The following is a 24,977-nucleotide window of genomic DNA, read 5'->3' as shown; positions in this document are numbered from 1 at the left end:
GGCGTCAGGACGGGCTGTCCCCGGATTCCTCGGCGGGCCGCTGCCATATCAGCCGCCGCGCGCGCGTGAGCAGCCCGGGGCCGCCCGTGCCGCGCCGTCGGTGGCCGTGCACCCGTGGGTCGTCCGTGACGTCGTAGCGCTTCACATAGGCGCTCAGGAACGCCTGGAGCGTGGCGACCGCCGGGATGGCGACCAGTGCGCCGACCGCGCCGAGGAGCGCGGTGCCCGCGATGACCGAGCCGAAGGCGACCGCCGGGTGGATGTCGACCGACTTGGAGGTCAGCTTGGGCTGGAGCACGTAGTTCTCGAACTGCTGGTAGACCACGACGAACACCAGCACCCACACCGCGTACAGGGGGTTGACGGTGAACGCGATCAGCATCGGCAGCGCACCCGCGAGGTAGGTGCCGATGGTGGGGATGAACTGCGAGACCAGCCCCACCCAGACGCCCAGCACGGGCGCGTACGGCACGCCCAGGGCCTCCAGCAGGATGTAGTGGGCGATGCCGGAGATCAGCGCCATCACACCGCGCGAGTACAGATAGCCGCCGGTCTTGTCGACCGCGATCTCCCAGGCGCGCAGCACCTCGGCCTGGCGGGCGGGCGGCAGCACGGAGCACAGGGTGCGGCGCAGCCGGGGGCCGTCGGCGGCGAAGTAGAAGGCGAACAGGGTGATCGTCAGCAACTGGAACAGACCGCCGAGCACCTGCCCGGAGACGTCGAGCACGCCGGCCGCGCTGTTCTGCGCGTACTTGCGCAGCCAGTCGGAGTGCAGCAGCCCTTCCTGGACGTCGACCCGTCTCAGGTGGCTGTGGAAGGTCTCGTTGACCCAGTTGATGACCGAGTCCAGGTAGTCCGGGAAGTCTTCGACGATCTTGTTGATCTGTCCGGCGAGCATCGAGCCGAGCAGGGTGACGAAACCCGCGACGGCGATCGCCAGGCCGAGGAAGACCAGGAAGGTCGCGAAGCCGCGGCGCATGCCGCGGGAGGCCATCCGGCTCACCGGGGGCTCGATGGCCAGCGCCAGGAAGAACGCGATGAGGATGTTGATCAGCAGGCCGGTGAGCTGGTGGAAGGCCCAGCTGCCCAGCTGGAAGGCGGCGACGAGGGCGAGCGCCAGCACCATGGCGCGGGGCAGCCAGCGCGGCATGCGGGCGCCCGGTACCGCGGCGCCGGCGGCCGGCGACCCGGCGCGCGGCGTCGTGTCGACCGGGGATGCGTCCTGGGCGGTCCGCCCGTCCTCGTCAGTGGCTGCCACGGGGCAATTCTCGCGCACGCCGCTGACAACGCGTGGCCCGTACCCGATCTTCGTGCACGGTCAGCGCTTCTCCCCCGGAACGTTCATGACCGTGCAGACCACGCGCCACACGTCCTTCGCGTCCCAGCCGGAGTCCAGCGCCTCGTGCACCGTCAGTCCGCCGAGCTCCGTCATCACATGATCGCGCGCGAAGGTGTCGGCGTACCCGGCACCGAAGTGTTCCGTCATCCGCTGCCAGAAGACCGTCAACCGCATGAATTCCGCTCCATACCCGCCATGACCTGCATGTTTCCCGCCCTTCACGCCGCCGCACGACCGTCAGGGGGTTTCAGGGCGTTCGCCTCCCTGCCCAACCAAGGATCCATGGTGGCGCGACCTCGCGTGCCGGCGTGGGCATGCAGTGCTTCTACGTACAGTGCGTCTATGGACGCAGAGTAAAGCCAGGGTCGGCGAGCCCGAGCCGGCGGGCGCGGGAGACGACCGACTCGCCGGCTCTCGGTGCGTACGCCGCGCAGCCGTCCCTCGCATCCGGACTCCGGCCGAGGCCGCGCCTGGATGCCGCTCCCGCCGCTCCTCCTGTCCATCGCCCTGATGGTCCTGATGGCGTTTCCCGGGCGAGTGGCCGGTGCGAGTCGCAGACCGGGCCGCCGCCGCTCATGATGGAGAGCAGGAGAGTCACATGGCTTTTCGAGTTCACATCCGCGGAGGTGAGCCTCATGACTCTGCCCGCACGACACCGGCACGGCAGCATGCTGGAGCGGGCCTACCCGCCGATAGCCGCCGAGTTCGACGAGTTCTTCGAGCGGATGAACCGGTTCCTGGAGTCCGCCGCACCGTCCTGGGCCGAGCCCATGGCCTGGGCGCCGTTGGCCGATCTGAGCGAGACCGACGAGGCGTACAAGATCGACTGCGAACTGCCCGGCGTCAAACGCGAGGACGTCAACGTCGAGGTCAGCGGACGGGAGCTGCACATCACCGGGGAGCTGAAGGAAAGCGAACGGGAAGGCGTACTGCGTCGCGCCACGCGCCGCACCGGGCGCTTCGAGTACCGGGCGCTGCTGCCCACCGAGGTGAAGGCCGAGGATGTGCACGCCACCCTTGCCGATGGCATTCTCACCGTCGCTGTCCCCAAGGCCCAGGCGGCCAAGCCCCGTCACATCGAGATCGAAGGCTGAACCACCGCTCCCACGGGGAGACGACCGACGGGTCCGGACGGCCGACGCTCCAACCGCACCCGCGCGACCGCGTGAGGCGGCCGGCCGAACGACGGCCGCACACCCCCTGCACCACGCGACAGGAACGCGCCGGCCGTGATCCTGCGTGCCGGGACGCGCGTCCGTCCGACCGGCCGGGTCTGTGGATGACCATGACCACCGGGTCCGGGTATCCGCCACGCGGTCATCGGAGTGTTCCGCACACCGGTGATCTGCGTGTCGAGGCCTGGGCGCCGACACGCGAGGAGTGCATCGCCGAGGCGGTGCGGGGCATGGTCGGCAGCTTCGCCGAACTGCCCGCGGACGCCTCTCACGTGACGCGGGAGTGTGTGGTGGCGGCCGAGGACGACAGCCGGCTCCTGGTCGCCGTGCTCGAGGAAGTCGTCTACCGCATGGACACGGCGGACGAACTCCCGGTGGACGTCGCGGTGACGCCGGAACCGGATGGCGTACGCGTGCGTTTCGCCATGGCCGACAGCTCGGCGGCCACGCAGACCGGGGCCGTGCCCAAGGCCGTCGCGCTGCACGGCCTGCGACTGGCCCAGGACGCGCACAGGTGGGCGTGCCGAGTCACGCTCGACGTGTGACGCCCGTCCCGGCATCCGGTGCCGGGACGCCTCTCCGAGGAGGCCGAACCGACATGGACATCCGGCTCATGGCAGACGGACCCTGGCGGTTCCGCATCGAACAGGCCGGCGCCATGCGCGTACCCGGAGTAGTCCTCGCCCCACGGGAGCTGCTGCCGAACGAGCCGGGTGACCAGGCCCTTGCCCAGGTGGCCAATGTGGCCACGCTTCCGGCCATCGTCCGCGCCTCGTACGCCATGCCCGACATCCACTGGGGCTACGGCTTCCCCATCGGCGGTGTGGCCGCCACCGAAGTCGCGGGCGGGGGCGTCATCTCGCCGGGCGGGGTGGGCTTCGACATCTCCTGCGGGGTGCGCCTGCTCACCGCGCACCTCGACCGCACCGTCCTGCGGCCCAGGCTGCCCGCGCTGATGGACCGGCTGGACGGAGTGATCCCACGCGGGCTCGGGCGCGGCGGACTCTGGGACCTGACGGGCCGGGCACAGCTGCACGAGATCCTGCGCGGCGGTGCCCGGTACGCGGTCGAACAGGGCCACGGGGTGGCGCGCGACCTGGAGCGGTGCGAGGACGGCGGAGCCGTCGGCGACGCCGACCCCACCCAGGTCGCCGAACGCGCACTGGACCGTGGCGCCGGGCAGGTCGGCAGCCTGGGCTCGGCCAACCACTTCCTGGAGATCCAGGCGGTCGACACCGTGTACGACGAGACATGCGCGCGGGCGTTCGGCCTGCGCCCCGGCCTGGTGTGCGTCATGATCCACTGCGGCTCACGCGGACTGGGCCACCAGATCTGCTCCGACCACGTGCGGGCCATGGACGCCGCGATGCGGCACTACGGCATCGACGTCCCCGACGCGCAACTCGCCTGCACGCCCGTCGACTCGCCCGAAGGCCGCGCCTATCTGGGCGCGATGGCAGCGGCCGCGAACTACGCCCGCGCCAACCGCCAGCTGCTCGCCGACGCAGCCCGCCATGTATTCCTTCAGCTGACCGGCTCGGGGCTTGATCTGCTCTACGACGTCTCGCACAACCTGGCCAAGCTGGAAACCCATCCCCATGACGGCGCCCGGGCGCTGCTGTGTGTCCACCGCAAGGGCGCCACCCGGGCCCTGCCGCCGGGCCACGCCGACCTGCCGGACGCCCTGCGCCGCTTCGGCCAGCCGGTGTTCGTGCCCGGCACGATGGGCACCGCCTCGTATGTCATGACCGGCAGCACCGGCAACCGGGCGTTCGACTCCTGCTGCCACGGCGCGGGCCGCGTCTGGAGCCGGCACCGCGCCCACCGTGAGACGTCCGCCGTGCAGTTGCGCCACGAGCTGGCCGGTGCGGGGGTCTGGGTGCGCCCCGCCTCCTGGCGCAGCGTGATCGAGGAGGCGCCCGAGGCGTACAAGGACGTCGACGCCGTCGTCCGGGCCAGCGAACACAACAACCTGGGCCGCCTTGTGGCGCGCCTGGTGCCGCTGGGCGTCCTCAAGGGCTGACCGGTCCAGCTCAGCCGGTGAGGAATGCGGTCGACCGCCGACGGCCCCCGCGGCAGACCGCCTCCGGCACGCCTGCCGGATTCATCCGCATATGCGGCATTACGGTGGCGCTCACCGCAGGGAGGCAGGGGCGGTTCCGGCCCGTGCCGCCGCAGGCGCGAGCGAGTAGAGAGAAGACCATGTCCATTGGTGGAGAGTGGTACAACGAGTTCGGTTCACAAATGCACCTGGAGGCGGACCCCGAAGGGACCGTCAGCGGACAGTACGTGACCGCCGTAGGACACACGCCGGGGACGTACCTGCTCACCGGGCGCCATGACGGGCCTGCGACCCCGGGGAACGGCATCGCTCTCGGCTGGACGGTCGCCTGGCGCAACGAGCACGGCAACGTGGGCTCGGTCACGAGTTGGAGCGGCCAATTCCTGGCGGACCCGGAGCGCATCCTCAGCACTTGGCTGCTGACCCGTTCCGCCGCGGTGGAGGCGTGGGAGTCCACTGTGGTGGGGCAGGACGTGTTCACGCGGCAGAAGCCCACCGGCGAGGACGTCGATCGTGCTTTTCGCAGCGGCCGGCCGGTCTCGCACCCGATGCCGTCCTGAAGAGCGGCACTCGCGACCGGGCCGGCCGACATCCCGCAACGGCGTTTTCGTCGGCCGCCCGCGGACCAACACCTCGACGGGACGGCCCGGCGGGGTCTCAGGAGCACACGGCGAGTACGGCCGCGCGGCCCGCTGGCGCCGAGCGGGGTCCCCGGGCCGGGCGGCAACGGGCCGGGGCAGCCGGGCGGAGCGGCACGCGCGGCACAAGGTGATCACGGAGTGCCCGCCTCCACGCAACGACAAGAGCAGCCAGCCATCGGTTGTCGCCACCCCGGGGGTGCCGCTGTGCTCAGTCGCCTCGCAGACGCCGTCGTGCCGGTCTTCGGCCGCCTGGACATCACCACGGACACCGGTTCCGGACCGATCGCAGGCAGCATCGTCATCGCCAACCACACCTCGCTCAGTGACCCCGCGATCGTCCTCGCCGCGCTGCGCCGCCTCGGCACCGAGCCCATCGTGCTGGCAGCCGCCGGGCTGTGGCGCGTCCCCCTGCTCGGCCGCGCCCTGACCCGCGAGGGGCACATCCCGGTGCACCGCCACGACCCGCGGGCCGCCCAAGCGCTGCGAGAGGCGCACGCCGCACTGACCGCGGGCCGGTCCGTCCTGCTCTACCCGGAAGGCGGGCTCCCCCATCGCAAGGGCGTCCGCGAGGCTCCGCCCCGGCCCTTTCACCCCGGCCTCTTCCACCTCGCACGCGCCACGGGCGCCCAGATCGTGCCCGTGGGCCAGGCCGGCGCCCGCGCGCTGGCATCCGGCAGCCCCTTCGAACAGGTGGCCAGGCTGCTCACCGCCCCGTTGCGCCGTCCACGACTGCACGTGCACGTCGGCGCACCACTGCGCTTGGACAGCGAACAGACCCAGGCCCAGGCTCTCGCCATGACGCACAGCGCGCTGACCGGGGCCTGGCACGCCGCGGCCCGGCAGCTCGGCGCACCGGTGCTCAGCACCGCGCGCTGAGGCTCGGCCTGCCCACCTGAGCCGTCGCCTGTTCGCCACCAGGCACGCCGGGGCCGGCCGGCACGTGGGACCGCATGTGGAAGATCACCCCCTGGGGTCGATGTAGCGCAGCAGTACGCCCACGCCCTCGCCCAGCCTCAGCTCCTGCTCGGGCACCACGACCAGTTCGGCCCGCGTGCCGACGACGGCGCGGGCCAGGGCCGTGTCGGCCCGTTCCTCGCTGATCTCCCGTATTCCGTAGGAGCGCAGTTCCTCTTCGGCGAGGGCGAGTTGACCGGGTTCCGGGCCGACCCACAGACGCAACGGCGACTCGGGGTGGTCGTTGAGGAAGAGGGCCTTGACCCTGCCGCGTTGCAGCTCCGACACGGCGGGGGCGAGGCCTTCCGCGAACGCTCCGTCGCGAGCGCGCTCGGCGAGGAAGGCGTCCAGCAGTGCCCGGTCGTGTGCGGCCATGCGCCCTGTGAACAGGCGTTCAAGGCACTGCTCCATCAGGGCCCGCCCGGGCTCGGACTCGCCGGCGCCCTCCACGGTGGTGACCTGCCCGCGCAGGGCCGCCGGTAGTCGGCGGACGAGGATGCCGCGGGCCCAGACGTCTCCGGCGACGAACACCGTCTCGACGTCGATGCGCCGTGCGTGGCCTTCCAGCTCTCGGCCGACCTCTCCGGCGGCGTGGGTCCAGTCGGCCACCGGGATCTCCTGGTCCATCCGGTGGCCCGGCGTGACCCTGGTCAGGGGCCACGTACCCGCCTCGGCCTCGATCCGTACGGTGCCGGCGGCGTCCGTCGAGTGCCGGCCGCCGTAGTGCACGTGCACCGCCAGGTACGGGATCCCGGGCGCGTGCTGCACGATCAGCGGCATGGTGTCCGGCAGCGTGCCGAAGTGCGCGGTGTCCCGTGCGGGCGGTGCGGGCAACTCGTCCAGCAGGGCCAGGTGTCCGTGGGCGGTGAAGACAGCCCGACCGTGCGTGCCGGGAACGTCCGCGTCGCCGCCCACGGTGCCCGCCACCGCGGTGATGGAGTCCTGGTCCGCTCCCTCGGACATCAGGGCGTCCCGAAGACGCCGCCAGCGCAGTTGTACCGCGGCATCGGGATCCTCGATGGCGCCGTCACGGGACGTGTCCAGATAGACGGACGCGAAAGGGCCGCGCTGCTTGTAGAGAGGTTCAAGGAAGGAAAGTTTCATGATCACTCCCGACCCGCCGAGCCCGTGACCGGTTCTCCGGCCACCCGGCCCCGGGGCCGGGCCTCCCGCCTGGGCGCGGCCCTCGGGTGACGGGCCGCCGCTACTCGACCGGTGAGATCAGGCCGTAGTGGCCGTCGTAGCGGTGGTAGAGGACGTTTCCCCGCCCGGTGGCGGCGTCGGCGAAGAACACGAACGGGAATCCCGCGAGATCCAGCCGCTCCTTCGCCTCGGCCACCTTCATCCGGGGAGCGGGAAGCTCGCTCAGGGTCAGCGGCACGGCCGCCGGGCCGACCAGTTCGGGGTGCGGGCGCACCTGGGCGAGGCGGTAGCCCGTCGAGCCCGACCGGTACAGCACGCTGTCCTCTCCGGTGCCGATGTCGGTGAAGAGGTGGAAGTCGTAGTCCATCGTCTCCAGCTCGAAGGCCGCCTCGTCGGGTGTCTCCCAGGCCAGCGAGTAGGACTTGTGCCGCACGACCTGCCGTTCCTCGGCCGGGCGCGGGAAGTAGTCGGGGCGGTGGGTGGGCTCGCCGCCGTGCCGCCACTCGTGCGAGCCCGGCGCGGGCGTCCTGCCGCGCCGGGCCTCCCAGTGCTGGTCGAGGCGCTCCAGCCGGGCGCCGAGCCGGTCCTGCAGCAGGTCGACGGCCTCGGTCACGGTCGTGGCGGCCACATGCGCGCGAGCCGGACGCCCGTTGACGTCCAGATTGGCCTGCGCGATCGCCGGCCGCTCCGTGGCGGGGTTGGCCATGCGGGTCAGCTTGACGCGGGCGAACAGAACCGGCTCCCGCGTCCGGCCGGTGAGCGCCCGTACCTTCTCCTGTGCGTACTCGAGGGCTCCTGGCGGCATCTGCCCCTGGGTCTCCACCTGGATCTCGGGAGCCTGCTGTGGTGCCGATCGCTTCATGGCAGCCTCCTTGCCGCGTATGTCCCCCTCTCCACACTTGCGCTCATTGGGCCTGCACGCACGGCCAGCGTGCCCGTGCCCGGCTGATCAACCCCCTTGCCCTGAACGGGACATGCCGAAGCGGCCCGTACGGCGACGAGCTGGGAGGCCCGCTCCGGGAGCGGCCGACCGGCCCCCGCCGGACGCCAGGCCGGCCAAGCGCACGGCCCTGAGCGCACGGCCTCACCGTGCCGGGTGCCGGTGCGGCTGCCAACCGGCTCCGCCCGCCATAGCATGGAGCCCTGGGCAGGGAAAAGAGGAGCCACAGCGGCGCCGTTGGTGCCCGTCCGGACGCCGCCGGGCCTGTGCCGCAATCCCGCCGCTTCTGAACAAAGTCCGCCTCGCAGGTGCGGACGAGGCCTCTCGGCAACGCGAAGCACGTCCTTCCCGCGGACGGACCGGAAGGGAAGATCCATGCCCCCCACACATCCACCTGACTTCGAGCACTCCATCCACAGCGCGAACATCTGGCTCAAAGCGGTGTCGGGAGCCCTGGACACGGAGGACCGCCACCTCGCCCACCGGATCCTGCGCACCTGGCTGCACACGTTCCGCGACAGGCTCACCGTCGATGTGACCGCCAACTTCGCCGCGCAACTGCCCGAACTGGTGCGCGGCGCCTACTACGACGGCTGGGACCCCAGTGCCGTACCGGTCAAGTACGACCGCCAGGGGTACGTGGACCGCTTCGTGCAGGAAGCCAAGGTCGCCCCTGAGGACGTCCCCCGGATCGCCGGCGCGGTCACCACCGTCGTACGCGAGCACGTCTCGCCCGGGCACCTGGAAGCAGCGCTGGAACAACTTCCGCACGACATCCGCGCCTTGCTTCTCCAGCCGACCGCCTGACCTGCGGCACGAGGCAGCGGGCAGCGGGCAGCGGGCAGCACATTCGCCGCACGTGTCCGGACGTCCGGCCGCCGACGGGCATCCGCCGCCGACGGAAAACGCACCCCCATCGGAAGGAAACAGTCATGACCACCGCGCGGGACATCATGCACGCCGGCGCCAGCTGCATCCAGGAGAACGAGACTCTGGAAGCCGCAGCGCGCAGGATGAGAGAGCTGGACGTCGGGGCCCTGCCGATCTGCGGGGAGGACGACCGTCTGCACGGGATCATCACCGACCGTGACATCGTCGTGAAGTGTCTCGCCAAGGGGAAGGACCCCCGGACCATGACCGCGGGCCAGCTCGAACAGGGCAAGCCGGTCACGGTCGACGCGGACACCGACAGCGGCCGTGTCCTCCAGGTCATGCAGGAGCACAAGATCCGGCGACTGCCGGTCATCGAGAACCACCGCCTGGTAGGCATGATCAGCGAGGCGGACCTCGCACGCCGCCTGTCGGAAAAACAGGTGGGCCACTTCGTCGAGGCTGTCTGCGTGGCCGCCTGAATTTCGACGGCACAGCACAGGGCCGACGGTTGATCTCCTGGGTGATCGAAACAAACCGGGCCACGACGTCCGACGCCACCGCGCCGGCGCCAAACGCCTCAACCACCCCCTCGTCGGGCATGTGACCTTCACCTACGAGACGATGGAGCTCGCCGCCGACGAGGGCCTGTACCTCATCGTCTGCGGCGTCGCCCCAGGCAGCCGCGACGCCGAGACCCTCGGCCTCCTCGCCAGTTGGAACACCACCGCACCGACGACGTCACCGTCCGGCACCTGACGCGGCCGCAGCTCCCTCACAGCGTCGAACCGCGGACAGCCCGAGCCCCCGGCGGCCGGCCGCGGTGTCGGTTCTCACGTCCTCGGTCGCACCGGCCTGAGGGCCACCTGGCGTGTACCGGCGGACCGAGCGCGTGTCGCGGGGCAGGGCATCCGGCGTTGTACTGGAAAGGGAAGCACCGCCGAACGAGGGGAAACTGGCCGTGCCGTCGCCGTCCGACATCCCTCCACCGGGCAAGCCGCACAAGGTCTTCGACCGGGACGCCGAGTGGCGGGAACTCGCCGCCTTCGCCTGTGACCGCCGGCCCGAGGCCCGCCTCGGGGTGGTCAGCGGGCGGCTTCGCCAGGGCAAGACGTACTTGCTGGAGGCGCTCACCGGCGCCCTGGGCGGCTTCTACTTCGGGGCCCAGCAGGGAACGCAGGCCGAGTCGCTGAGCCACCTCGCCGGCGAGTTCGCCCGGTACACGAACGATCCCTGCTCACCGCACTGGCACGGCTGGGAGGACGCCGTCGACGCCCTCCTGGCGCTCGGGGACCGGTGTCCGACGCCCATCGTCATCGATGAGTTCCCCGACCTGGTACGGCAGAGCCCCGCGCTTCCCTCCGTCCTGCACGGCGTCTACCGGCGTCACGACGGCGGCCGCCCCGGCCGGGCCCGTCTTCTGCTGAGCGGCAGCTCTCTGCCCCTGATGCACCGGCTGTTCAGTACCGCCTCCCCGCTGCACGAACTGAGCGATCTGCACCTCACCCTGCGCCCGTTCGACTACCGCCAGGCGGCATGCTTCTGGGGCATCGACGACCCCGCCCTCGCCCTGCTCGTCCACGCCGTCGTCGGCGGAACGCCCGCGTACCGGCACGCCTACGTCCACGAGGACAGCCCCACCGGGCGGGAGGACTTCGACGCCTGGGTGTGCAGAACCGTGCTCAATCCCGGCCGGCCGCTGTACCGCGAGGCGTACCACCTGCTGCAAGAGGAGACGGACCGCAAGGACCGCGCCCTGTGCCACTCCGCGCTCGCCGCCGTCGCCACGGGCTGCTCGACCCAGGGCCAGGTCGCGGACTGCCTCGGTGCTCCCCTGACCGACACCGCGCGCTGCCTCGGGCTGCTGCGGGAACACGGCCTGCTGCACAGCGAGCCCGACGCCTTCCGGCCCAGCCTCGTCAGGCTGTGCGTGGCCGAACCGCTGCTGGCCTTCGAACACGCGGTCGTACGACCTCATCGGTCGGCTCTGGCACAGCAGGACGCCGTCGCGGTCTGGAAGCACGCCCGCCCGGACTTCGACTCGATGGTGGCCCGGTCCCACTTCGCCCAGATCTGCCGTGACTGGGCCCTCCACTTCGCCGACCCCGACGTCTTCAGCGCCCCGCCCAAGTCCGCGGCCCACGGATCAGTGGCCGACCCGGCGCACTCCGGCGGCGCGGACGTGGCGGCGGAAGTGGTCGTACACGGCCACGGCGGCCTGCGCAAGGGGACTCTGCTGTCGGTGGGCCTGGCCCGCTGGGACGAGGTCATGGACCTGGGCCATCTGGAACATCTCCGCGGCCTCCTCGATGTCCTCGCCGACCGCGGCGAGGACATCACCCACACTCGGCCGGCCTGCTACAGCGGCGCCGGTTTCAGCCCCGCCCTGCGCGCCGCCGAGGCCCAGGGACAGGTGACACTCGTCGGCCTCGACCGGCTGTACGGACGGCGGTAGCCGACCGGGTGGGCGCCTCGCGGCCCTCGCCCACGGCCGTGGTGATCGCGCCTCGTCTGCCTGGTGGCCGAGCCGTATCTCCGTGCGACACGGTCGCGGAGACCGTGGCACCTTGCCATGATGGAATGACAGGAAAAGTGGCCATAAGAGTCGATTCCGATGGCAGAGGCAGGCCCTGACTGTGCGGGTGCACGGGCTCCACCGCCCGTCCCCCGCTGGTCCAGGTGCCGTGAAGCACCTGCGCCCAGAGAGGAACGGCATGCTTGAAAGAGCCCAGGACGCACCCTCAGGGGTCGACGCGGTCAAGGCGAGCGGCACGGTGTCGAAGGACGACTACAAGGCGGTGATCGAGCCGCTCATCGATGACGCCCGCCGGGAAGGCCGCCGCATCCGGCTCCTGTGGGAGTGCGGCCCGGAGTTCCAGTCCTTCACCCCAGCCGCCGGATGGGAGGACCTCAAGACCGGGACCGGCGCCATGCGCCTGTTCGAGGGGTGCGCCGTCGTCACCGACATCCGCTGGATCCGGGACTCGACCCGGCTGGCGAGTTTCCTGATGCCTTGTCCCGTACGCGTCTTCGGCGGCCAGGATCGCGAGGAGGCCCTGCGCTGGCTCGCCTCACTGCCTGAGGGGCCCGGCGTGTCCCACCAGCTTCTGACCGAGTCCAGGGTTCTCGTGGTCGAGGTCGAACAGCCCCTGCGCACGCAGGACTTCGACTCACTGGCACAGACCGCCGACAGCTGGCTCGAAACCCACGACGCCCTGTCCGGTGTGGTGGTGCATGCCCGCGACTTCCCGGGCTGGGAGAACATCGGAAGCCTGCTGCGGCATGTGCGTTTCGTCCGCGACCACCATCGCAGGATCGGGAGGATCGCGCTGGCGGCCGACAGCAAGCTCGCCGGACTCGTACCGCACTTCGCGAACCACTTCGTCCAAGCCGAAGTGCGGCAGTTCGGATACGACGAGCTCGACGACGCCGTCGCCTGGGCCGCGAGTCCGCCCCACTCACCGGCTCAGACCCCCGTCTCGAAAGGCAGGGCAGCGACGAAAACCGCCCAGCACAGCACCGTCGGCGAAGTGATGACACGCGATGTCGTCACCGTCCGCCCCGACACCCCGTTCAAAGAGATCACCGCCGTCCTGGCCACGCATGGCCTCAGCGCCGTGCCCGTGGCCGACGAGCGCGGTGCGCCGATGGGACTGGTGTCGGAGACCGACCTGCTCCGCAAGCAGGTCGACCAGCCCGACGCATACGGCGCGCAGGCAGCACCCCCTGAATGGCCCCACGAGAGGGCCAAGGCGCGCGCGGAGAACGCCGCCGGGCTGATGACCACCCCCGTGATCACCGCTCACGCCGACTGGCCGGTCGCCCAGGCCGCCCGGGCGATGGACCGCCACCGGGTCAGGCGGCTGCTGGTCGTGGACGACACCGGCCGCATCATCGGCATCGTCAGCCGCTCGGACCTGCTCCGCGTCTTCCTGCGCCCCGACGAGAAGATCCGGGAGGAGATCCGGGACGACGTGCTGGCGGGGATGCTGCGGCTGAGCGGGACGGAGGTGCAGGTCCAGGTTCACGACGGTGTCGTCACCCTGCGCGGTGAGGTCGAGAACCGCAGCACCGCCGAGATCGCGGAACGGCTCGCCAAGGGCGTGGACGGCGTCGTCACCGTCAGGCCCATGATCGACTACAGCGTGGACGACACGGCTCCGTAGCGCATACCGCCGCCGTATGCCCCGGCGGGCCGGACTGCCCGGCGAAGCAAAGCCGGAAATTCGGCACGCGAAGGACGCAGAACCGAACCTCTCCCCTGCCCGGTGCCGTCTCATCCGTTCGTGGCGTCAGCCGGTCGGTCTCATCCGCTTGTGGCGTCAGCCGGTCGGTCTCATCCGCTTGTGGCGTCAGCCGGTCCGTCTCATCCGCTTGTGGCGTCAGCCGGTCCGTCTCATCCGCGCGTGGCTTCAGCCGGTCCGCGGATGACGACGACCGGGCATTCGGCGTGCTGGACGACGTGCTGGACGACCGAGCCCAGCAGCGCCTCGGTGAATCCGCCGTGCCCCCGGCTCCCCACCACCAGCAGCTCCGCTCCCCGGGACGCGTCCAGCAGCGCGGCCGCCGGGTTCCCGCACACGACCACCTGCCGGACCTCGCCCCTGCGGTCAGGGCCGAGGGCCTCGTCGATCGCCTGCGTGAGGACAGCACCCGCGTTGTCGCCGAAGTCGAACCCGGCGGGACCCCAGCCGTAGAACGACGGGTACTCCCAGGCAGTCACCGCCTCGACCACGCCCCCCGCCAACTCAGCCTGCCGCGCCGCCCACTGCAAGGCGGCCTTCGACGGCCCGGACCCGTCAACACCGACCACGATCCGTCTGGTCGACGCCTTCTGATCGCTCATCGCTCAGCCAATCTGTGTGGTGACGGTACGCGTCAAACAGAGGGAACGGCCGCCTCATGCGTTCGGCATGAACGCGTTCGCAGTCGGACTGCGGGGCCGGTGAGGGGCGGCGTGGCAGCTCACCTGTCGGGCCCGATCCGGAGGCGGAAGACGGTGCCGGTGACGTCCTGGATGACCTCGTCGATGCGGTCGGCCACGTCGAGGACCGCCTGCTGCCCGTCGGCGTCGAGGCGTCCGGCGATGCTGTGCAGGTCGAGGCCGATGGCGTAGAGATCGTGGATGGTGCGGTCGTGCAGGTCCGCTCCGATGCGGTCCCGGTCCCGGAGGAGCCGGAGCTGTTCCTCGTCCGCTCGGTGTGCGGCCAGGCGCCGGGTGAGTGCCGCCTGGACGGCGAAGGACGCGAGGAGTTCCACTTCTGTGTCGCCGAAGCGCCCGCGCGTCCTGGCACGGGCGACGGACAGCGTGCCGACGGGCGTGTCGCGATCGGTGAGCGGAACGGCCATGGCCGGCCCCAGGCTCGTCGCGATCGGGAGCTCTGGGCCCAGGACGCGGGGACCGCTGCCGTCGTCGGAGATCTGGGGCCGGCCTGTGGCGTAGGCACGGCCGGTCAGAGAGGTGGCGTCCACGGACGGCGTCCGGTCGAGCAGATCGGCGCTGCCGAGGCCGGCGGCGGCGCGGACGACCAGGCGGTCGGGCGACTGGTCCGGCAGGCTGACCAGGGCAGCGTCGGCCTCGGCGATCCGCAGGGCCTGCTCGGCGATGACCTGCAGCGCGCGGTCGCAGTCGGCGCCGCCGAGGATGGCGGTGGTGAGCTGGGTGTGGGCGTGCCGCCATGCCTCACGCAGCCTTGTCCGTTCCAGCAGCGCCGCGTGGTCCATGGCGTTTCCGGCCGCCGACGCCAGCACCTGTACCAGCTCCTCGTCCTCGGTGGTGAAGGGTCCTGGGGAGTGGCCGGGGCGGTGTTTGTCGGCGAGGTACAGGTGCGCGACGTCCCCGCTGCGGGTCCGGATCACGGAGCCGAGAAGGGCACTGACCGGGGGTGCACCTGGAAGATGCCGCACCGCGTCGTCCACCCGGACGGTGTCGCGGTCCTCGAAGAGGCCCTGGAGTGCATGCAGTCCGTGCGCGATCCGGCCGAGCCGGCCGGCGTCCACGCCCTCCAGTCCCGCGCGGATCATCTCGTCGGGCCGAGCCGGCTCATCACTCGGGACCACGGCGGCCCAGGCCGCCCCGGTCAGGTCGCGCGCGCAGGTGACCAACTGCCGCAGCACCGCGCCCGGATCGCTCTCGTCGGTGACCAGCATGACCGCGCGCAGCAGGGCGGAGATCCGGCCCTGGGCGTGCTGCACCTCGCGCGCGGTACACCGGGCCGACGAATTCGGCCTGTGCGGTTCTCTCTCAGCAGCAGACATGACACGTGCTCCAGGTCAGGCGCGAATAAATTGTCGCTCCGCACCGGAGCAGATTCCAGCGACGCAAGATCACTCGCCGTCCGCGAGGCAACGGCGTCCGTCCACGGTCATGAGCCCGACCCGCGTGCTTTTCGTCGGCCTTCGGGCGCCAGAGCCCGTCGGCAGCGGGGCACATTCGTTCCCCCCTCGCACTCCACGCCGTACGGACCGAGAACCCGCCCGCCCAGGTTTCGCACAGCAGCGCGGGCCATAGCACGGACGCACGGACGCACGGCAGTCTCCCCAGGTCGGCGGAGCTTCCGCTGCCGCAGACCGTCAACCCCGTGACACCGGCATCCCGCCCCTGAGAGTGGGCCCTGCCCGGGAGCGCCTGCCGAGACCGCTTTCCGCCCTACGGTCTTTCGCATGGCTGAAACCGGAGCTTCCCCACTCCCCCCTACGCCCCCGGCGCACTCCCCACTCCTGCGCGCCGAACAGTTCATGTGGCTCACCGCGCGCGTGCTGGAGCAGCGTCTCTTCTCGTACCACTTCCTGAACGGCGGCCCCGATCCGGTGCAGACGGCACTGGACGCCTACCGCAACGAGGACGGCGGCTACGGACACGCGCTGGAGCCCGACCTGCGCGGCCCTGTGAGCCAGCCGCTGCACACCGGACGCGCGTTGCGGATCCTGGACGCCATCGAGCGGTGCGGCGGGCAGCGGGTGGAGCGTGTGTGCCGCTATCTGACGGCCGTCTCCACGGCGGACGGAGCGCTGCCTGCGGTCCGACCGGGCCAGCGCGGCTATCCGGCGGCGCCGTTCGTCCCGGTCGTGGAGGACCCTCCCCCAGCCTCGCATACGCTCGGCCAGGGGCATCCCCATGGCTCACTCCTCGCCACCGGCCCGGTGGTGGGGCTGCTGCACCGCAACGAGGTCTGGCACGCGTGGCTGTTCCGGGCCACCGACTTCTGCTGGCAGGAGATCGACTGTCTGGAGAAGTCGCACCCCTACGAGATCGAGGCCGCGGTCGCCTTCCTGGACACGGTTCCCGACCGCTCGCGCGCGGAGGCGGCCGCCGACCGGCTGGGCCGCCTGGTGCGCGAGCAGCGACTGGCCGCGCTGGACCCGGAACGCCTGGACGCGTACCCGGTGGCGCCCGGCTACGCCCCGCGCGAGCACCGCTTCCCGCATGACTTCGCGAAGTCTCCGGACTCGCTCGCGCGCACGTGGTTCACCGACGAGGAGATGACCCGCTCGCTCGACTTCCTCGCCGCCGAGCAGGAGGCGGACGGCGGCTGGCCGATCCGTCGGGACCAGTGGGCACCGGCCGCCGTCCTGGAGGCCCGCCCCATGGTGACGATCGAGGCCCTGCACACGCTCAGGGCGTACGGCCGCCTCGTGGACTGACGGAAGCCCGGTGTCGCGAGCGGGTGCGGACGTCTCAGCCGGTGACGGCGCGCAGCCCCGCCGTGACCAGCACGGCGACCCCGACGACGATCAGGAAGGGCGCGCGCAGCACCAGCGCCACCGCGGCCGCCCCGAGCCCCGCGGCCCGAGCGTCCAGCACGAGTGCGTGCCCGTGGGCGAACGTCTGCTGGGCCGTGAGGGCCGCGAGCAGGGCCACGGGCAGCAGGGCGGCCAGCCGTCGCACCACTGGCCGCTCCAGCACCCCCGCGGGCACCAGCAGCCCGGCGAGCTTGACGGCGTAGCAGCCGAGGGCGGTCGCGCCGATCGCGATCCAGAAGTTCACCGCGTCTCCTCGGGTGCCTCGTCGCGGGTCCGGCCGCGGCCGGACCGGCGGCCGGAGACGAACAGGGCGGCCGGTGCCGCCAGCGCGGCCGCCAGGACCGGCACCCCGGCCGGCAGCACCGGCAGCAGGCCGAGCCCCAGCAGCACCGCGAGGGCGGCGACCGCGCGGTCGGTCGTGGTCTTCACCATGGGGGCGAGCAGGGCCAGGAAGACGGCCGGTCCGGCCGCGTCCAGGCCCCAGGCGTCGGTGTTCCCGACGGCCTTGGCACCGAGCGCCCCGAGCAGGGTGGTGAGGTTCCACAGCACGTACAGGCTGAGCCCGGTGACGGTGAAGCCGATCCGGGCGGCGCGCCGGGTCGGCTGGGCCAGGGTGACCGCGGTGGTCTCGTCGATCACCCACTGGGCGGCGAACGGCCGCACCGCGCGCGGGAGGGCCAGTACCTGCGACAGGCGCAGCCCGTAGAACGCGTTGCGCACCCCCAGGAAGAAGGCGCCGGCCGCCGCGGTGAGCGGGTTGCCGCCGGCCGCGAGCGCGCCCACCAGGGCGAACTGGGAGGCGCCGGTGAACACCAGGAGGCTGAGCGCGCAGGTCTGGAGCAGGCCGAGCCCGCTGCCGGCCGAGGTCACCCCGAAGGCGAACCCGGAGAGTCCCACGGCGACCCCGACCCCGAGGGCGTCCCGGACGACGGCGGAGTCCGGCTTCGGTCCGCCTTCGGCGCGTATGTCCGCGAGTGCTGTCTGTTGTGCCACGGACAGGACGCTACGCGCGGCCGTCCCGCACGTCTTGTACGTTCTTGCGCTCGCGCTGGTAGGCGCCCGGCGGGACGCCGACGATCCGGGCGAAGTGGCGGTTGAGGTGCGGCTGGTCGGTGAAGCCCACCGCGACGGCCGCCTGGGCGGGTGTGGTGCCCGCGTCCAGCAGCAGCCGGGCGCGGCGCACCCGGGCATCGGTCAGCCAGGTGTGCGGCGGCATGCCGTAGGTGTCGCGGAACGCCCGCAGCAGCGCGAAGGGACTGGTGCCGAGCTCGGTGGCGAGCCGCTCCAGGGTCGGCGGCTCGGCCATCCGTTCCTCCAGCACGGCACGCGCGCGTGCGGCGAGCCGGCCACCGGCGGTGCGCACCTGCCGCTGCGGCAACGGGCCGCCGTTCAGCCGCAGCAACCGGGTCACCGCCACTCTCAGCAGGGTGTCGGCCGCGAGCGCGTTGCCCTCGTCGGCGGCGCGCAGCACCCGGTGGACGAGGGCGACGCTGTACGGGTCGGCGAGCACGGGGCTGACGAAGCCGGGGGTGCCCCGGATACCGGTGGTCTCGGCGGCGATCCCCGCCACGAGGTCCGGCGCCGGGTAGACCGCCCCGTACCGCCAGCCCTCGGGCACCCCGGCCCGTCCGGTGTGCGGGGTGTCCGGGTTGACCAGCGCAAGCGCCCCCGCTCCCGCGGACACGTCGGAGCCCCGGTGGTGGAAGACCTCGACGCCGTCCGCGATGGCGGCGATCACGAAGTGTTCGTGGGTGTGCCGTACGAACGTCTTCCTTATGTACCGGGCCCGCAGCAGGTCGACGTCGGGCAGCGCCTCGTACCGCCAGTGCCGCGCCCGCTCGTCCGTTCCCGTCATACGACCATTGTCGGCCGCCCCCGGCCGCCCCCGCCACGTCCCCGTCCCGCTTTCCGTCCGCCCCCCGGCCGCCCTCGCCACGTCCCCCGCTCCCCCTTTCCGTCCGCCCCCCCGGCCGCCCCCGCCACGTCCCCCGCTCCCGTCGGCGGCCGCGGACGGCGAACCCGCCCCACCGGGGTCACCCGCACCCGACCGCGAAACTGTCACGTGCGGTGCGGTGGGAGCATGTCGGGTCGCGTCTTCGCAGGTCAGACCTGGTTGTCAGTGGCCGGGTGCAGGATGGACGCATGGCGAAATCCGCGCATCGGGCCCTCGACGGCTTCTCCCCCGCGACCCGCGGCTGGTTCACGGGGGCGTTTTCCGCGCCCACCGCGGCCCAGGCGGGCGCGTGGCAGGCCATCGGCGCGGGCTCGGACGTGCTGGTGGTCGCCCCGACCGGCTCCGGCAAGACGCTGGCCGCCTTCCTCGCCGCCCTGGACCAGCTGGCCTCCTCCCCGCCCCCGGCCGACCCGAGGAAGCGCTGCCGGGTGCTGTACGTGTCGCCGCTGAAAGCCCTCGCGGTCGACGTCGAGCGGAACCTGCGCAGTCCGCTGACCGGCATCCGCCAGGAGTCGGTGCGTCTCGGCCTGCCCGAGCCGGAGGTCAAGGTGGGCATCCGCTCCGGTGACACCCCGCCCGCCGAGCGCCGCGCCCTGTCCACCCGGCCGCCGGACATCCTGATCACCACTCCGGAGTCCCTGTTCCTGATGCTGACGTCGGCCACGCGCGACGCGCTGACCGGCATCGAGACAGTGATCCTGGACGAGGTGCACGCGGTCGCCGGCACCAAGCGCGGCGCGCACCTCGCGCTGTCCCTGGAGCGGCTGGACGAGCTGCTGCCGAGGCCGGCCCGCCGCATCGGCCTCTCGGCGACCGTCCGCCCGGTCGACGAGGTGGCCCGCTATCTCTCGCCGCGCCGCAAGGTGGAGATCGTCCAGCCGAAGTCCGGCAAGGAGTTCGACCTCTCCGTCGTCGTCCCGGTGGAGGACATGGGAGAGCTGGGCGGCTCCCCGGCCACCGACGGCAGTGACGGCGCCGAGAAGCCGTCGATCTGGCCGCATGTGGAGGAGCGGATCGCCGACCTGGTGCAGGCGCACCGGTCGACGATCGTGTTCGCGAACTCGCGCCGCCTGGCGGAGCGGCTGTGCAACCGGCTCAACGAGATCGCCTACGAGCGCGCGACCGGCGAGCCGCTGGACGAGCACCACTCCCCGGCCGAGCTGATGGGCGGTTCGGGCGCGGCCCAGGGCGCCCCGCCGGTCCTTGCCCGCGCGCACCACGGGTCGGTCTCCAAGGAGCAGCGCGCCCTGGTGGAGGAGGACCTGAAGGCCGGCCGGCTGCCCGCCGTGGTGGCCACCTCCAGTCTCGAACTGGGCATCGACATGGGCGCGGTGGACCTGGTCGTCCAGGTCGAGTCCCCGCCGTCGGTGGCCTCCGGTCTGCAGCGCGTCGGCCGCGCGGGGCACCAGGTCGGCGCGGTCTCCACCGGCGTGGTCTTCCCCAAGTACCGGGGCGACCTGGTGCAGGCGGCCGTGGTCACCGAGCGGATGCGCACCGGTTCCATCGAGTCCCTGAAGGTCCCGGCCAACCCGCTCGACGTGCTGGCCCAGCAGCTGGTCGCGATGACCTCGCTGGACACCTGGCAGGTCGACGACCTGCTCGCCACCGTCCGCCGCGCGGCCCCCTTCGCCTCGCTCCCCGAGTCGGCGTTCACCGCGGTCCTCGACATGCTCGCGGGCCGCTACCCGTCGGACGCGTTCGCGGAGCTGCGCCCCCGCGTGGTCTGGGACCGGGTCGCGGGGACGGTCACCGGCCGCCCCGGCGCCCAGCGGCTCGCCGTCACCTCCGGCGGCACCATCCCCGACCGCGGCCTCTTCGGCGTCTTCCTGGCCGGCGCCGACCCCAAGAAGGGCGGCGGCCGGGTCGGCGAGCTGGACGAGGAGATGGTGTACGAGTCCCGGGTGGGTGATGTCTTCACCCTGGGCACCAGCTCCTGGCGCATCGAGGACATCACCCGTGACCGTGTGCTCGTCTCCCCCGCCCCTGGCGTCCCGGGCCGCCTGCCCTTCTGGAAGGGCGACCAGCTGGGCCGCCCGCTCGAACTGGGACGCGCGGTCGGCGCGTTCCTGCGTGAGGTCGGCTCGCTCCCCAAGGACGACGCCCGGCTGCGCCTCCTCGCGGCGGGACTGGACGCCTGGGCGGCGGACAACGTGCTGTCGTACCTGGACGAACAGCGCGAGGCCTGCGGCCATGTCCCGGACGACCGGACGATCGTCGTGGAGCGCTTCCGAGACGAGCTGGGCGACTGGCGGGTGGTCGTCCACTCCCCCTTCGGCGCCCAGGTCCACGCCCCGTGGGCGCTCGCCCTCGGGGCCCGGCTCTCGGAGCGGTACGGCATGGACGCCCAGGTCATGCACGCCGACGACGGCATCGTGCTGCGGCTGCCCGACGCCGACCTGATGGGCCTCGACCTGCTGGACCAGCCGCCCCGGAAGGCCGGCACGGAGTACGACGCGGAACAGGCGCCCGTCGGCGCGGCGGACGTCGCCTTCGACAAGGGCGAGGTCGACCAGATCGTCACCGACCAGGTCGGCGGCTCGGCCCTGTTCGCCGCCCGCTTCCGTGAATGCGCCGCCCGCGCGCTCCTGTTGCCGCGCCGCAACCCCGGCAAGCGCACCCCGCTGTGGCAGCAACGCCAGCGCGCCGCCCAACTGCTCCAGGTGGCGAGCGAGTTCGGTTCGTTCCCGATCGTCCTGGAGGCGGTCCGCGAGTGCCTCCAGGACGTCTTCGACGTCCCCGGACTCGTCGAGCTGATGAGCGACCTCGAATCACGCAAGGTCCGGCTGGTCGAGGTCACCACCCCGGAGCCGTCCCCGTTCGCCCGCTCCCTCCTCTTCGGGTATGTCGCCCAGTTCCTGTACGAGGGTGACTCCCCGCTCGCCGAGCGCCGCGCGGCCGCGCTCTCCCTGGACTCCCGGCTGCTGGCCGAGCTGCTGGGCCAGGCGGAGCTGCGTGAGCTGCTCGACGCGGAGGTGCTGACCGAGCTGGAGCGCGAGCTCCAGTGGCTGGCCGAGGACCGCCGGATCAAGGACCCCGAGGGCGTGGCCGACGTGCTGCGGCTGCTCGGGCCGCTCACGGACGCCGAGTTGGCGGAACGGGGCGCCGAGCCGCAGTGGGCCGCGGAGCTGGCGGGGGCCCGCAGGGCCATCAAGGTGCGGATCGGCGGTGCCGACCACTGGGCGGCGATCGAGGACGCGGGCCGGCTGCGCGACGCCCTCGGCACGGCGCTGCCCGTCGGTGTCCCCGAGGCCTTCATGGAGCCGGTGAAGGATCCGCTGGGGGACCTCCTCGCGCGGTACGCGCGCACCCATGGCCCGTTCACGTCGGCCACCGCGGCCGCCCGTTTCGGGCTCGGAGTGGCGGTCACCGAGGGCGCGTTGCAGCGGCTCGCCGCGAGCGGGCGGGTCGTACAGGGCGAGTTCCATCCGGCGGGCATCGGCCAGGAGTGGTGCGACGCGGCGGTGCTGCGCAGGCTGCGCCGCCGTTCCCTGGCCGCGCTCCGGCACGAGCTCGAACCGGTGGCCCCGGCCGCGCTCGCCCAGTTCCTGCCGCAGTGGCAGCACATCGGCAGGGGGCACGGGCTGCGCGGTGTCGACGGACTGGTGCGCGCCGTCGAGCAGTTGCAGGGCTCGTCCGTGCCGGCGTCGGCCCTGGAGAAGCTGGTGCTGCCGTCCCGTGTGGCGAACTACTCGCCCGCGATGCTCGACGAACTCACCGCGGCGGGCGAGATCGTGTGGGCCGGCGCGGGCGCCCTGCCCGGCAAGGACGGCTGGGTCTCGCTGTATCTGGCGGACGCGGCCCCCGTGCTCCTCCCGCCGCCGCACCCGCTGGAGCTCACCGCCCTCCACCAGTCGGTCCTCGACGCCCTCTCCGGCGGCTACGGCCTGTTCTTCCGCCAGATCGCCGACCAGGTCCGCGCGACCACCCACCCCGACGCCACCGATCCCCAACTGGCCGACGCCGTCTGGGACCTGGCCTGGTCCGGGCGGCTCACCAACGACACGCTGGCCCCGATGCGCTCCCTGCTGGGCTCGGGCCGTACCGCGGGCTCCACCGCCCATCGCGCCAAGCGCGCCGTCCCGCGCGGCCGCTACGGCTCCCTGACGGCCGCCGCCCGCCCCGCCTCCCGTACCGGCCCGCCGACCGTGGCCGGGCGCTGGTCCCTGCTTCCGCCGCGCGAGCCGGACACCACCGTGCGCGCCCACGCCCTGGCCCGCACCCTCCTCGACCGGCATGGTGTGGTGACCCGGGGCGCGGTCGCGGCGGAGGGCGTGGAGGGCGGCTTCTCGGCGGTGTACCGGATCCTGTCGGCGTTCGAGGAGAGCGGTCAGGCGCGCCGGGGTTACGTCGTCGAGGGCCTGGGCGCGGCCCAGTTCGCCATGGACGGCGCGGTCGACCGGCTGCGCGCGGTGTCCAACGCCCGCGAGCGGGGCGAGGGCCTGCCGGGCACCGGCTTCGGCAGCACCGGAACCACCCCGTTGACCGGCCCGAACGGCGGCCACAGCGCTCCTGCCCCCACGGACGCGCTCGATCCCCTCGGCCCCTTCGACGCGGCCGGCTTCCCCGACCCGGACGGCGACTTCACCTGGCCGCCCGAGCCGCCGGCCGCTCCCGGCGACTACGTCTCCCCCAAGGACCTCGCCCCCGCCGACCCCTTCGCCGCCCCCGGCTACGGCGGCCCCCGCGGCGGCAGCCCCGCAAACCCCTACGGCCCGAGCACCCACGGCCCGAATCCCTACGCCTACGGCAGCCACCGCACCCGCACTGCCGCCGCCCCGGACCCCAGAGCCGTGGTTCTCGCCGCCGCCGACCCGGCCAACGCCTACGGCGCCGCCCTCCCCTGGCCCGAGCCCCCGACCGGCGCCGGGCACAAGCCGGGCCGGAAGGCGGGTTCGCTGGTGGTCCTGGTCGACGGCGAGCTGACCCTCTACATGGAGCGCGGCGGCAAGACCCTGCTGGCCTGGCCCTCCGCGCCGGACACGGCCGCCGCTGACGACACCCGGCTCCGTACGGCCGCGGAGGCCCTCGCGGCCGCCGCCCGGGCGGGCACCCTCGGCACGGTCACGGTGGAGCGCGTCAACGGCGCCTCGGCCCTGACCTCCCCCCTGGGCACCCTCCTGGAGGCGGCGGGCTTCATCGCGACCCCGCGCGGCCTGCGGATCCGGGCGTGAACCGCCATGAGAACCGCGCACCCGCCGCGCCCCCACCCGCCGTCCCCGGCCGCCCGCGCACCCGCCGCGCTCTCCCCGGCCCGCCTCGCTGCTCCCGTGCCACCCTTGAGCCATGCCCGAAGGTGACACGGTCTGGCAGGCCGCGAGGCGCCTGCACGACGCCCTCGCCGGCCAGGTGCTGGCCCGCAGCGACTTCCGGGTGCCCAAGTACGCCACCGTCGATCTCACCGGCCGTACCGTCCTCGGCACCACCGCGCGCGGCAAGCACCTGCTCACCCGCTTCGAGGGCGGCCTGACCCTGCACACGCACCTGCGGATGGAAGGCGCGTGGAAGGTCTACGGCCCCGGTGAGCGGTGGAGGGGCGGTCCCGCGCACCAGATCCGGGCGATCCTCTGCACCGCCGACCGCGCGGCCGTCGGGTACCGCCTCCAGGTCCTGGAGTTCCTGCGCACCGGCGAGGAGGAACGCGCCGTGGGCCACCTGGGCCCCGACCTGCTGGGCCCCGACTGGAACCCCGACCGCGCCCTCGCCAACATCCTCGCGGACCCGGCCCGCCCGCTCGGCGAGGCCCTGCTCGACCAGCGCAACCTCGCCGGGATCGGCAACATCTACAAGAGCGAGCTCTGCTTCCTGATCGGCGCGACCCCCTGGCTCCCGGTCGGCGCGCTCCCCGCCGACCGTGCCGCGCAGCTCCCCGGCCTCGCCCAGCGCCTCCTGGAGGCCAACCGCGAGCGCCCGGTGCGCCGGACCACCGGCCTGCGCGAGCACGACCTGTTCGTCTACGGCCGCGCCCCCCGCCCCTGCCTGCGCTGCCACACCCCGATCCGCCGCGCCGACCAGGGCGACGGCTCCCGCGAGCGCCCCACCTACTGGTGCCCCGTCTGCCAGACCGGCCCGGCCCCCGCCCCGGGTTCCCGGCGCGTCCAGGGTTCCCGCCCCCGCACGACTAATTGACGACCCGTCAGAAACACTCGTACCGTCCCC

22 protein-coding genes are annotated in these 24,977 nt (G+C 72.6%); 13 read left to right on the top strand and 9 right to left on the bottom strand.

What is annotated here, in order from left to right:
* Positions 1-4: 4 nt before the first annotated feature.
* The gene (locus tag AB0P24_RS31260) at positions 5-1,258 is read right to left on the bottom strand and encodes an AI-2E family transporter (RefSeq protein ID WP_365799871.1); all 1,254 of its coding nucleotides are present in this window, start codon (positions 1,256-1,258) and stop codon (positions 5-7) included.
* Positions 1,259-1,318: 60 nt separating this feature from the next.
* Positions 1,319-1,513, bottom strand: a complete 195-nt coding sequence (locus AB0P24_RS31255; protein WP_365799869.1) for a DUF3046 domain-containing protein — start codon at positions 1,511-1,513, stop codon at positions 1,319-1,321.
* A gap of 461 nt (positions 1,514-1,974) precedes the next feature.
* Here AB0P24_RS31255 and AB0P24_RS31250 point away from each other — a divergent pair, with 461 nt between their 5' ends.
* The 5 genes from AB0P24_RS31250 to AB0P24_RS31230 all read left to right on the top strand — a co-directional run bounded on the left by AB0P24_RS31250 (position 1,975) and on the right by AB0P24_RS31230 (position 6,093).
* Positions 1,975-2,433 (top strand): Hsp20/alpha crystallin family protein, encoded by a 459-nt coding sequence (locus tag AB0P24_RS31250; protein ID WP_365799867.1) that lies wholly within the window; start codon positions 1,975-1,977, stop codon positions 2,431-2,433.
* Between the two features lie 185 nt (positions 2,434-2,618).
* The gene (locus AB0P24_RS31245; protein ID WP_365799865.1) at positions 2,619-3,059 is read left to right on the top strand and encodes an archease; all 441 of its coding nucleotides are present in this window, start codon (positions 2,619-2,621) and stop codon (positions 3,057-3,059) included.
* Positions 3,060-3,127: 68 nt separating this feature from the next.
* On the top strand, positions 3,128-4,537 hold the full coding sequence (locus AB0P24_RS31240; protein WP_365799863.1) for an RtcB family protein: 1,410 nt from the start codon (positions 3,128-3,130) through the stop codon (positions 4,535-4,537).
* Positions 4,538-4,716: 179 nt separating this feature from the next.
* Positions 4,717-5,136 (top strand): avidin/streptavidin family protein, encoded by a 420-nt coding sequence (locus AB0P24_RS31235; protein WP_365799861.1) that lies wholly within the window; start codon positions 4,717-4,719, stop codon positions 5,134-5,136.
* A gap of 285 nt (positions 5,137-5,421) precedes the next feature.
* Positions 5,422-6,093, top strand: a complete 672-nt coding sequence (locus tag AB0P24_RS31230) for a lysophospholipid acyltransferase family protein (protein ID WP_365799859.1) — start codon at positions 5,422-5,424, stop codon at positions 6,091-6,093.
* Positions 6,094-6,177: 84 nt separating this feature from the next.
* On the opposite strand, the gene AB0P24_RS31225 is transcribed toward AB0P24_RS31230, so the two are convergent.
* Complete coding sequence (locus tag AB0P24_RS31225; RefSeq protein WP_365799857.1) at positions 6,178-7,275, bottom strand: hypothetical protein; 1,098 nt, start codon at positions 7,273-7,275, stop codon at positions 6,178-6,180.
* Between the two features lie 100 nt (positions 7,276-7,375).
* Positions 7,376-8,176 (bottom strand): sigma 54 modulation/S30EA ribosomal C-terminal domain-containing protein, encoded by an 801-nt coding sequence (locus AB0P24_RS31220; RefSeq protein WP_365799855.1) that lies wholly within the window; start codon positions 8,174-8,176, stop codon positions 7,376-7,378.
* Between the two features lie 453 nt (positions 8,177-8,629).
* Here AB0P24_RS31220 and AB0P24_RS31215 point away from each other — a divergent pair, with 453 nt between their 5' ends.
* The 5 genes from AB0P24_RS31215 (at position 8,630) to AB0P24_RS31195 (ending at position 13,290) form a co-directional block, all read left to right on the top strand.
* Positions 8,630-9,061 carry a DUF2267 domain-containing protein gene (locus tag AB0P24_RS31215; RefSeq protein ID WP_365799853.1) on the top strand — a complete coding sequence of 144 codons (432 nt, stop codon included), beginning with the start codon at positions 8,630-8,632 and terminating at the stop codon, positions 9,059-9,061.
* A 125-nt stretch (positions 9,062-9,186) separates the two neighbouring features.
* Positions 9,187-9,606 carry a CBS domain-containing protein gene (locus AB0P24_RS31210; protein ID WP_365799851.1) on the top strand — a complete coding sequence of 140 codons (420 nt, stop codon included), beginning with the start codon at positions 9,187-9,189 and terminating at the stop codon, positions 9,604-9,606.
* Positions 9,587-9,883, top strand: a complete 297-nt coding sequence (locus tag AB0P24_RS31205; RefSeq protein ID WP_365799945.1) for a hypothetical protein — start codon at positions 9,587-9,589, stop codon at positions 9,881-9,883. Before AB0P24_RS31210 ends, AB0P24_RS31205 begins: the two co-directional genes overlap by 20 nt.
* Before the next feature lie 202 nt (positions 9,884-10,085).
* A complete protein-coding gene (locus tag AB0P24_RS31200; protein ID WP_365799849.1) occupies positions 10,086-11,579 on the top strand; it encodes an ArsR family transcriptional regulator in 1,494 nt (497 codons plus the stop codon).
* 259 nt (positions 11,580-11,838) lie between these two features.
* Positions 11,839-13,290: an STAS/SEC14 domain-containing protein gene (locus AB0P24_RS31195; RefSeq protein ID WP_365799847.1), complete on the top strand. Its 1,452-nt coding sequence runs from the start codon at positions 11,839-11,841 to the stop codon at positions 13,288-13,290.
* A gap of 230 nt (positions 13,291-13,520) precedes the next feature.
* Here AB0P24_RS31195 and AB0P24_RS31190 read toward each other — a convergent pair whose 3' ends face one another.
* Positions 13,521-13,970: a universal stress protein gene (locus AB0P24_RS31190; protein ID WP_365799845.1), complete on the bottom strand. Its 450-nt coding sequence runs from the start codon at positions 13,968-13,970 to the stop codon at positions 13,521-13,523.
* Positions 13,971-14,089: 119 nt separating this feature from the next.
* Complete coding sequence (locus AB0P24_RS31185) at positions 14,090-15,319, bottom strand: GAF domain-containing protein (RefSeq protein WP_365799843.1); 1,230 nt, start codon at positions 15,317-15,319, stop codon at positions 14,090-14,092.
* A 468-nt stretch (positions 15,320-15,787) separates the two neighbouring features.
* On the opposite strand from AB0P24_RS31185, the gene AB0P24_RS31180 reads away from it, so the two are divergent.
* Positions 15,788-16,768: a hypothetical protein gene (locus tag AB0P24_RS31180; protein ID WP_365799841.1), complete on the top strand. Its 981-nt coding sequence runs from the start codon at positions 15,788-15,790 to the stop codon at positions 16,766-16,768.
* Between the two features lie 34 nt (positions 16,769-16,802).
* Here AB0P24_RS31180 and AB0P24_RS31175 read toward each other — a convergent pair whose 3' ends face one another.
* From AB0P24_RS31175 to AB0P24_RS31165, 3 genes are read right to left on the bottom strand one after another with little or no spacing between them, the layout of a single operon-like run.
* Positions 16,803-17,111 carry an AzlD domain-containing protein gene (locus AB0P24_RS31175; protein WP_365799839.1) on the bottom strand — a complete coding sequence of 103 codons (309 nt, stop codon included), beginning with the start codon at positions 17,109-17,111 and terminating at the stop codon, positions 16,803-16,805.
* Positions 17,108-17,860, bottom strand: coding sequence for an AzlC family ABC transporter permease (locus AB0P24_RS31170; protein ID WP_365799837.1), 753 nt, complete (start codon positions 17,858-17,860; stop codon positions 17,108-17,110). Before AB0P24_RS31170 ends, AB0P24_RS31175 begins: the two co-directional genes overlap by 4 nt.
* Before the next feature lie 10 nt (positions 17,861-17,870).
* Positions 17,871-18,722 carry an AraC family transcriptional regulator gene (locus AB0P24_RS31165; protein ID WP_365799835.1) on the bottom strand — a complete coding sequence of 284 codons (852 nt, stop codon included), beginning with the start codon at positions 18,720-18,722 and terminating at the stop codon, positions 17,871-17,873.
* Positions 18,723-19,009: 287 nt separating this feature from the next.
* On the opposite strand from AB0P24_RS31165, the gene AB0P24_RS31160 reads away from it, so the two are divergent.
* Positions 19,010-23,992, top strand: coding sequence for an ATP-dependent helicase (locus AB0P24_RS31160; protein WP_365799833.1), 4,983 nt, complete (start codon positions 19,010-19,012; stop codon positions 23,990-23,992).
* Positions 23,993-24,104: 112 nt separating this feature from the next.
* A complete protein-coding gene (locus AB0P24_RS31155) occupies positions 24,105-24,947 on the top strand; it encodes a DNA-formamidopyrimidine glycosylase family protein (protein WP_365799831.1) in 843 nt (280 codons plus the stop codon).
* The last annotated feature ends 30 nt before the right edge of the window (positions 24,948-24,977 follow it).

Origin of the sequence: Streptomyces sp. NPDC086519 (assembly GCF_040686075.1) — a bacterium.
In the GTDB taxonomy this organism is placed as follows: domain Bacteria; phylum Actinomycetota; class Actinomycetes; order Streptomycetales; family Streptomycetaceae; genus Streptomyces; species Streptomyces shenzhenensis.
Note: the sequence above shows the minus strand (reverse complement) of the source record. Positions and strands in the feature narration are given on the sequence as shown.

Bases quoted from the DNA above. Each gene is read 5' to 3' on its own strand.
- AB0P24_RS31245 (WP_365799865.1), top strand. From the start codon at position 2,619: ATGACCATGACCACCGGGTCCGGGTATCCGCCACGCGGTCATCGGAGT.
- AB0P24_RS31155 (WP_365799831.1), top strand. From the start codon at position 24,105: ATGCCCGAAGGTGACACGGTCTGGCAGGCCGCGAGGCGCCTGCACGAC.
- AB0P24_RS31220 (WP_365799855.1), bottom strand. From the start codon at position 8,176: ATGAAGCGATCGGCACCACAGCAGGCTCCCGAGATCCAGGTGGAGACC.
- AB0P24_RS31255 (WP_365799869.1), bottom strand. From the start codon at position 1,513: ATGCGGTTGACGGTCTTCTGGCAGCGGATGACGGAACACTTCGGTGCC.
- AB0P24_RS31250 (WP_365799867.1), top strand. From the start codon at position 1,975: ATGACTCTGCCCGCACGACACCGGCACGGCAGCATGCTGGAGCGGGCC.
- AB0P24_RS31165 (WP_365799835.1), bottom strand. From the start codon at position 18,722: ATGACGGGAACGGACGAGCGGGCGCGGCACTGGCGGTACGAGGCGCTG.
- AB0P24_RS31215 (WP_365799853.1), top strand. From the start codon at position 8,630: ATGCCCCCCACACATCCACCTGACTTCGAGCACTCCATCCACAGCGCG.
- AB0P24_RS31240 (WP_365799863.1), top strand. From the start codon at position 3,128: ATGGCAGACGGACCCTGGCGGTTCCGCATCGAACAGGCCGGCGCCATG.
- AB0P24_RS31235 (WP_365799861.1), top strand. From the start codon at position 4,717: ATGTCCATTGGTGGAGAGTGGTACAACGAGTTCGGTTCACAAATGCAC.
- AB0P24_RS31160 (WP_365799833.1), top strand. From the start codon at position 19,010: ATGGCGAAATCCGCGCATCGGGCCCTCGACGGCTTCTCCCCCGCGACC.
- AB0P24_RS31225 (WP_365799857.1), bottom strand. From the start codon at position 7,275: ATGAAACTTTCCTTCCTTGAACCTCTCTACAAGCAGCGCGGCCCTTTC.
- AB0P24_RS31180 (WP_365799841.1), top strand. From the start codon at position 15,788: ATGGCTGAAACCGGAGCTTCCCCACTCCCCCCTACGCCCCCGGCGCAC.
- AB0P24_RS31210 (WP_365799851.1), top strand. From the start codon at position 9,187: ATGACCACCGCGCGGGACATCATGCACGCCGGCGCCAGCTGCATCCAG.
- AB0P24_RS31195 (WP_365799847.1), top strand. From the start codon at position 11,839: ATGCTTGAAAGAGCCCAGGACGCACCCTCAGGGGTCGACGCGGTCAAG.
- AB0P24_RS31190 (WP_365799845.1), bottom strand. From the start codon at position 13,970: ATGAGCGATCAGAAGGCGTCGACCAGACGGATCGTGGTCGGTGTTGAC.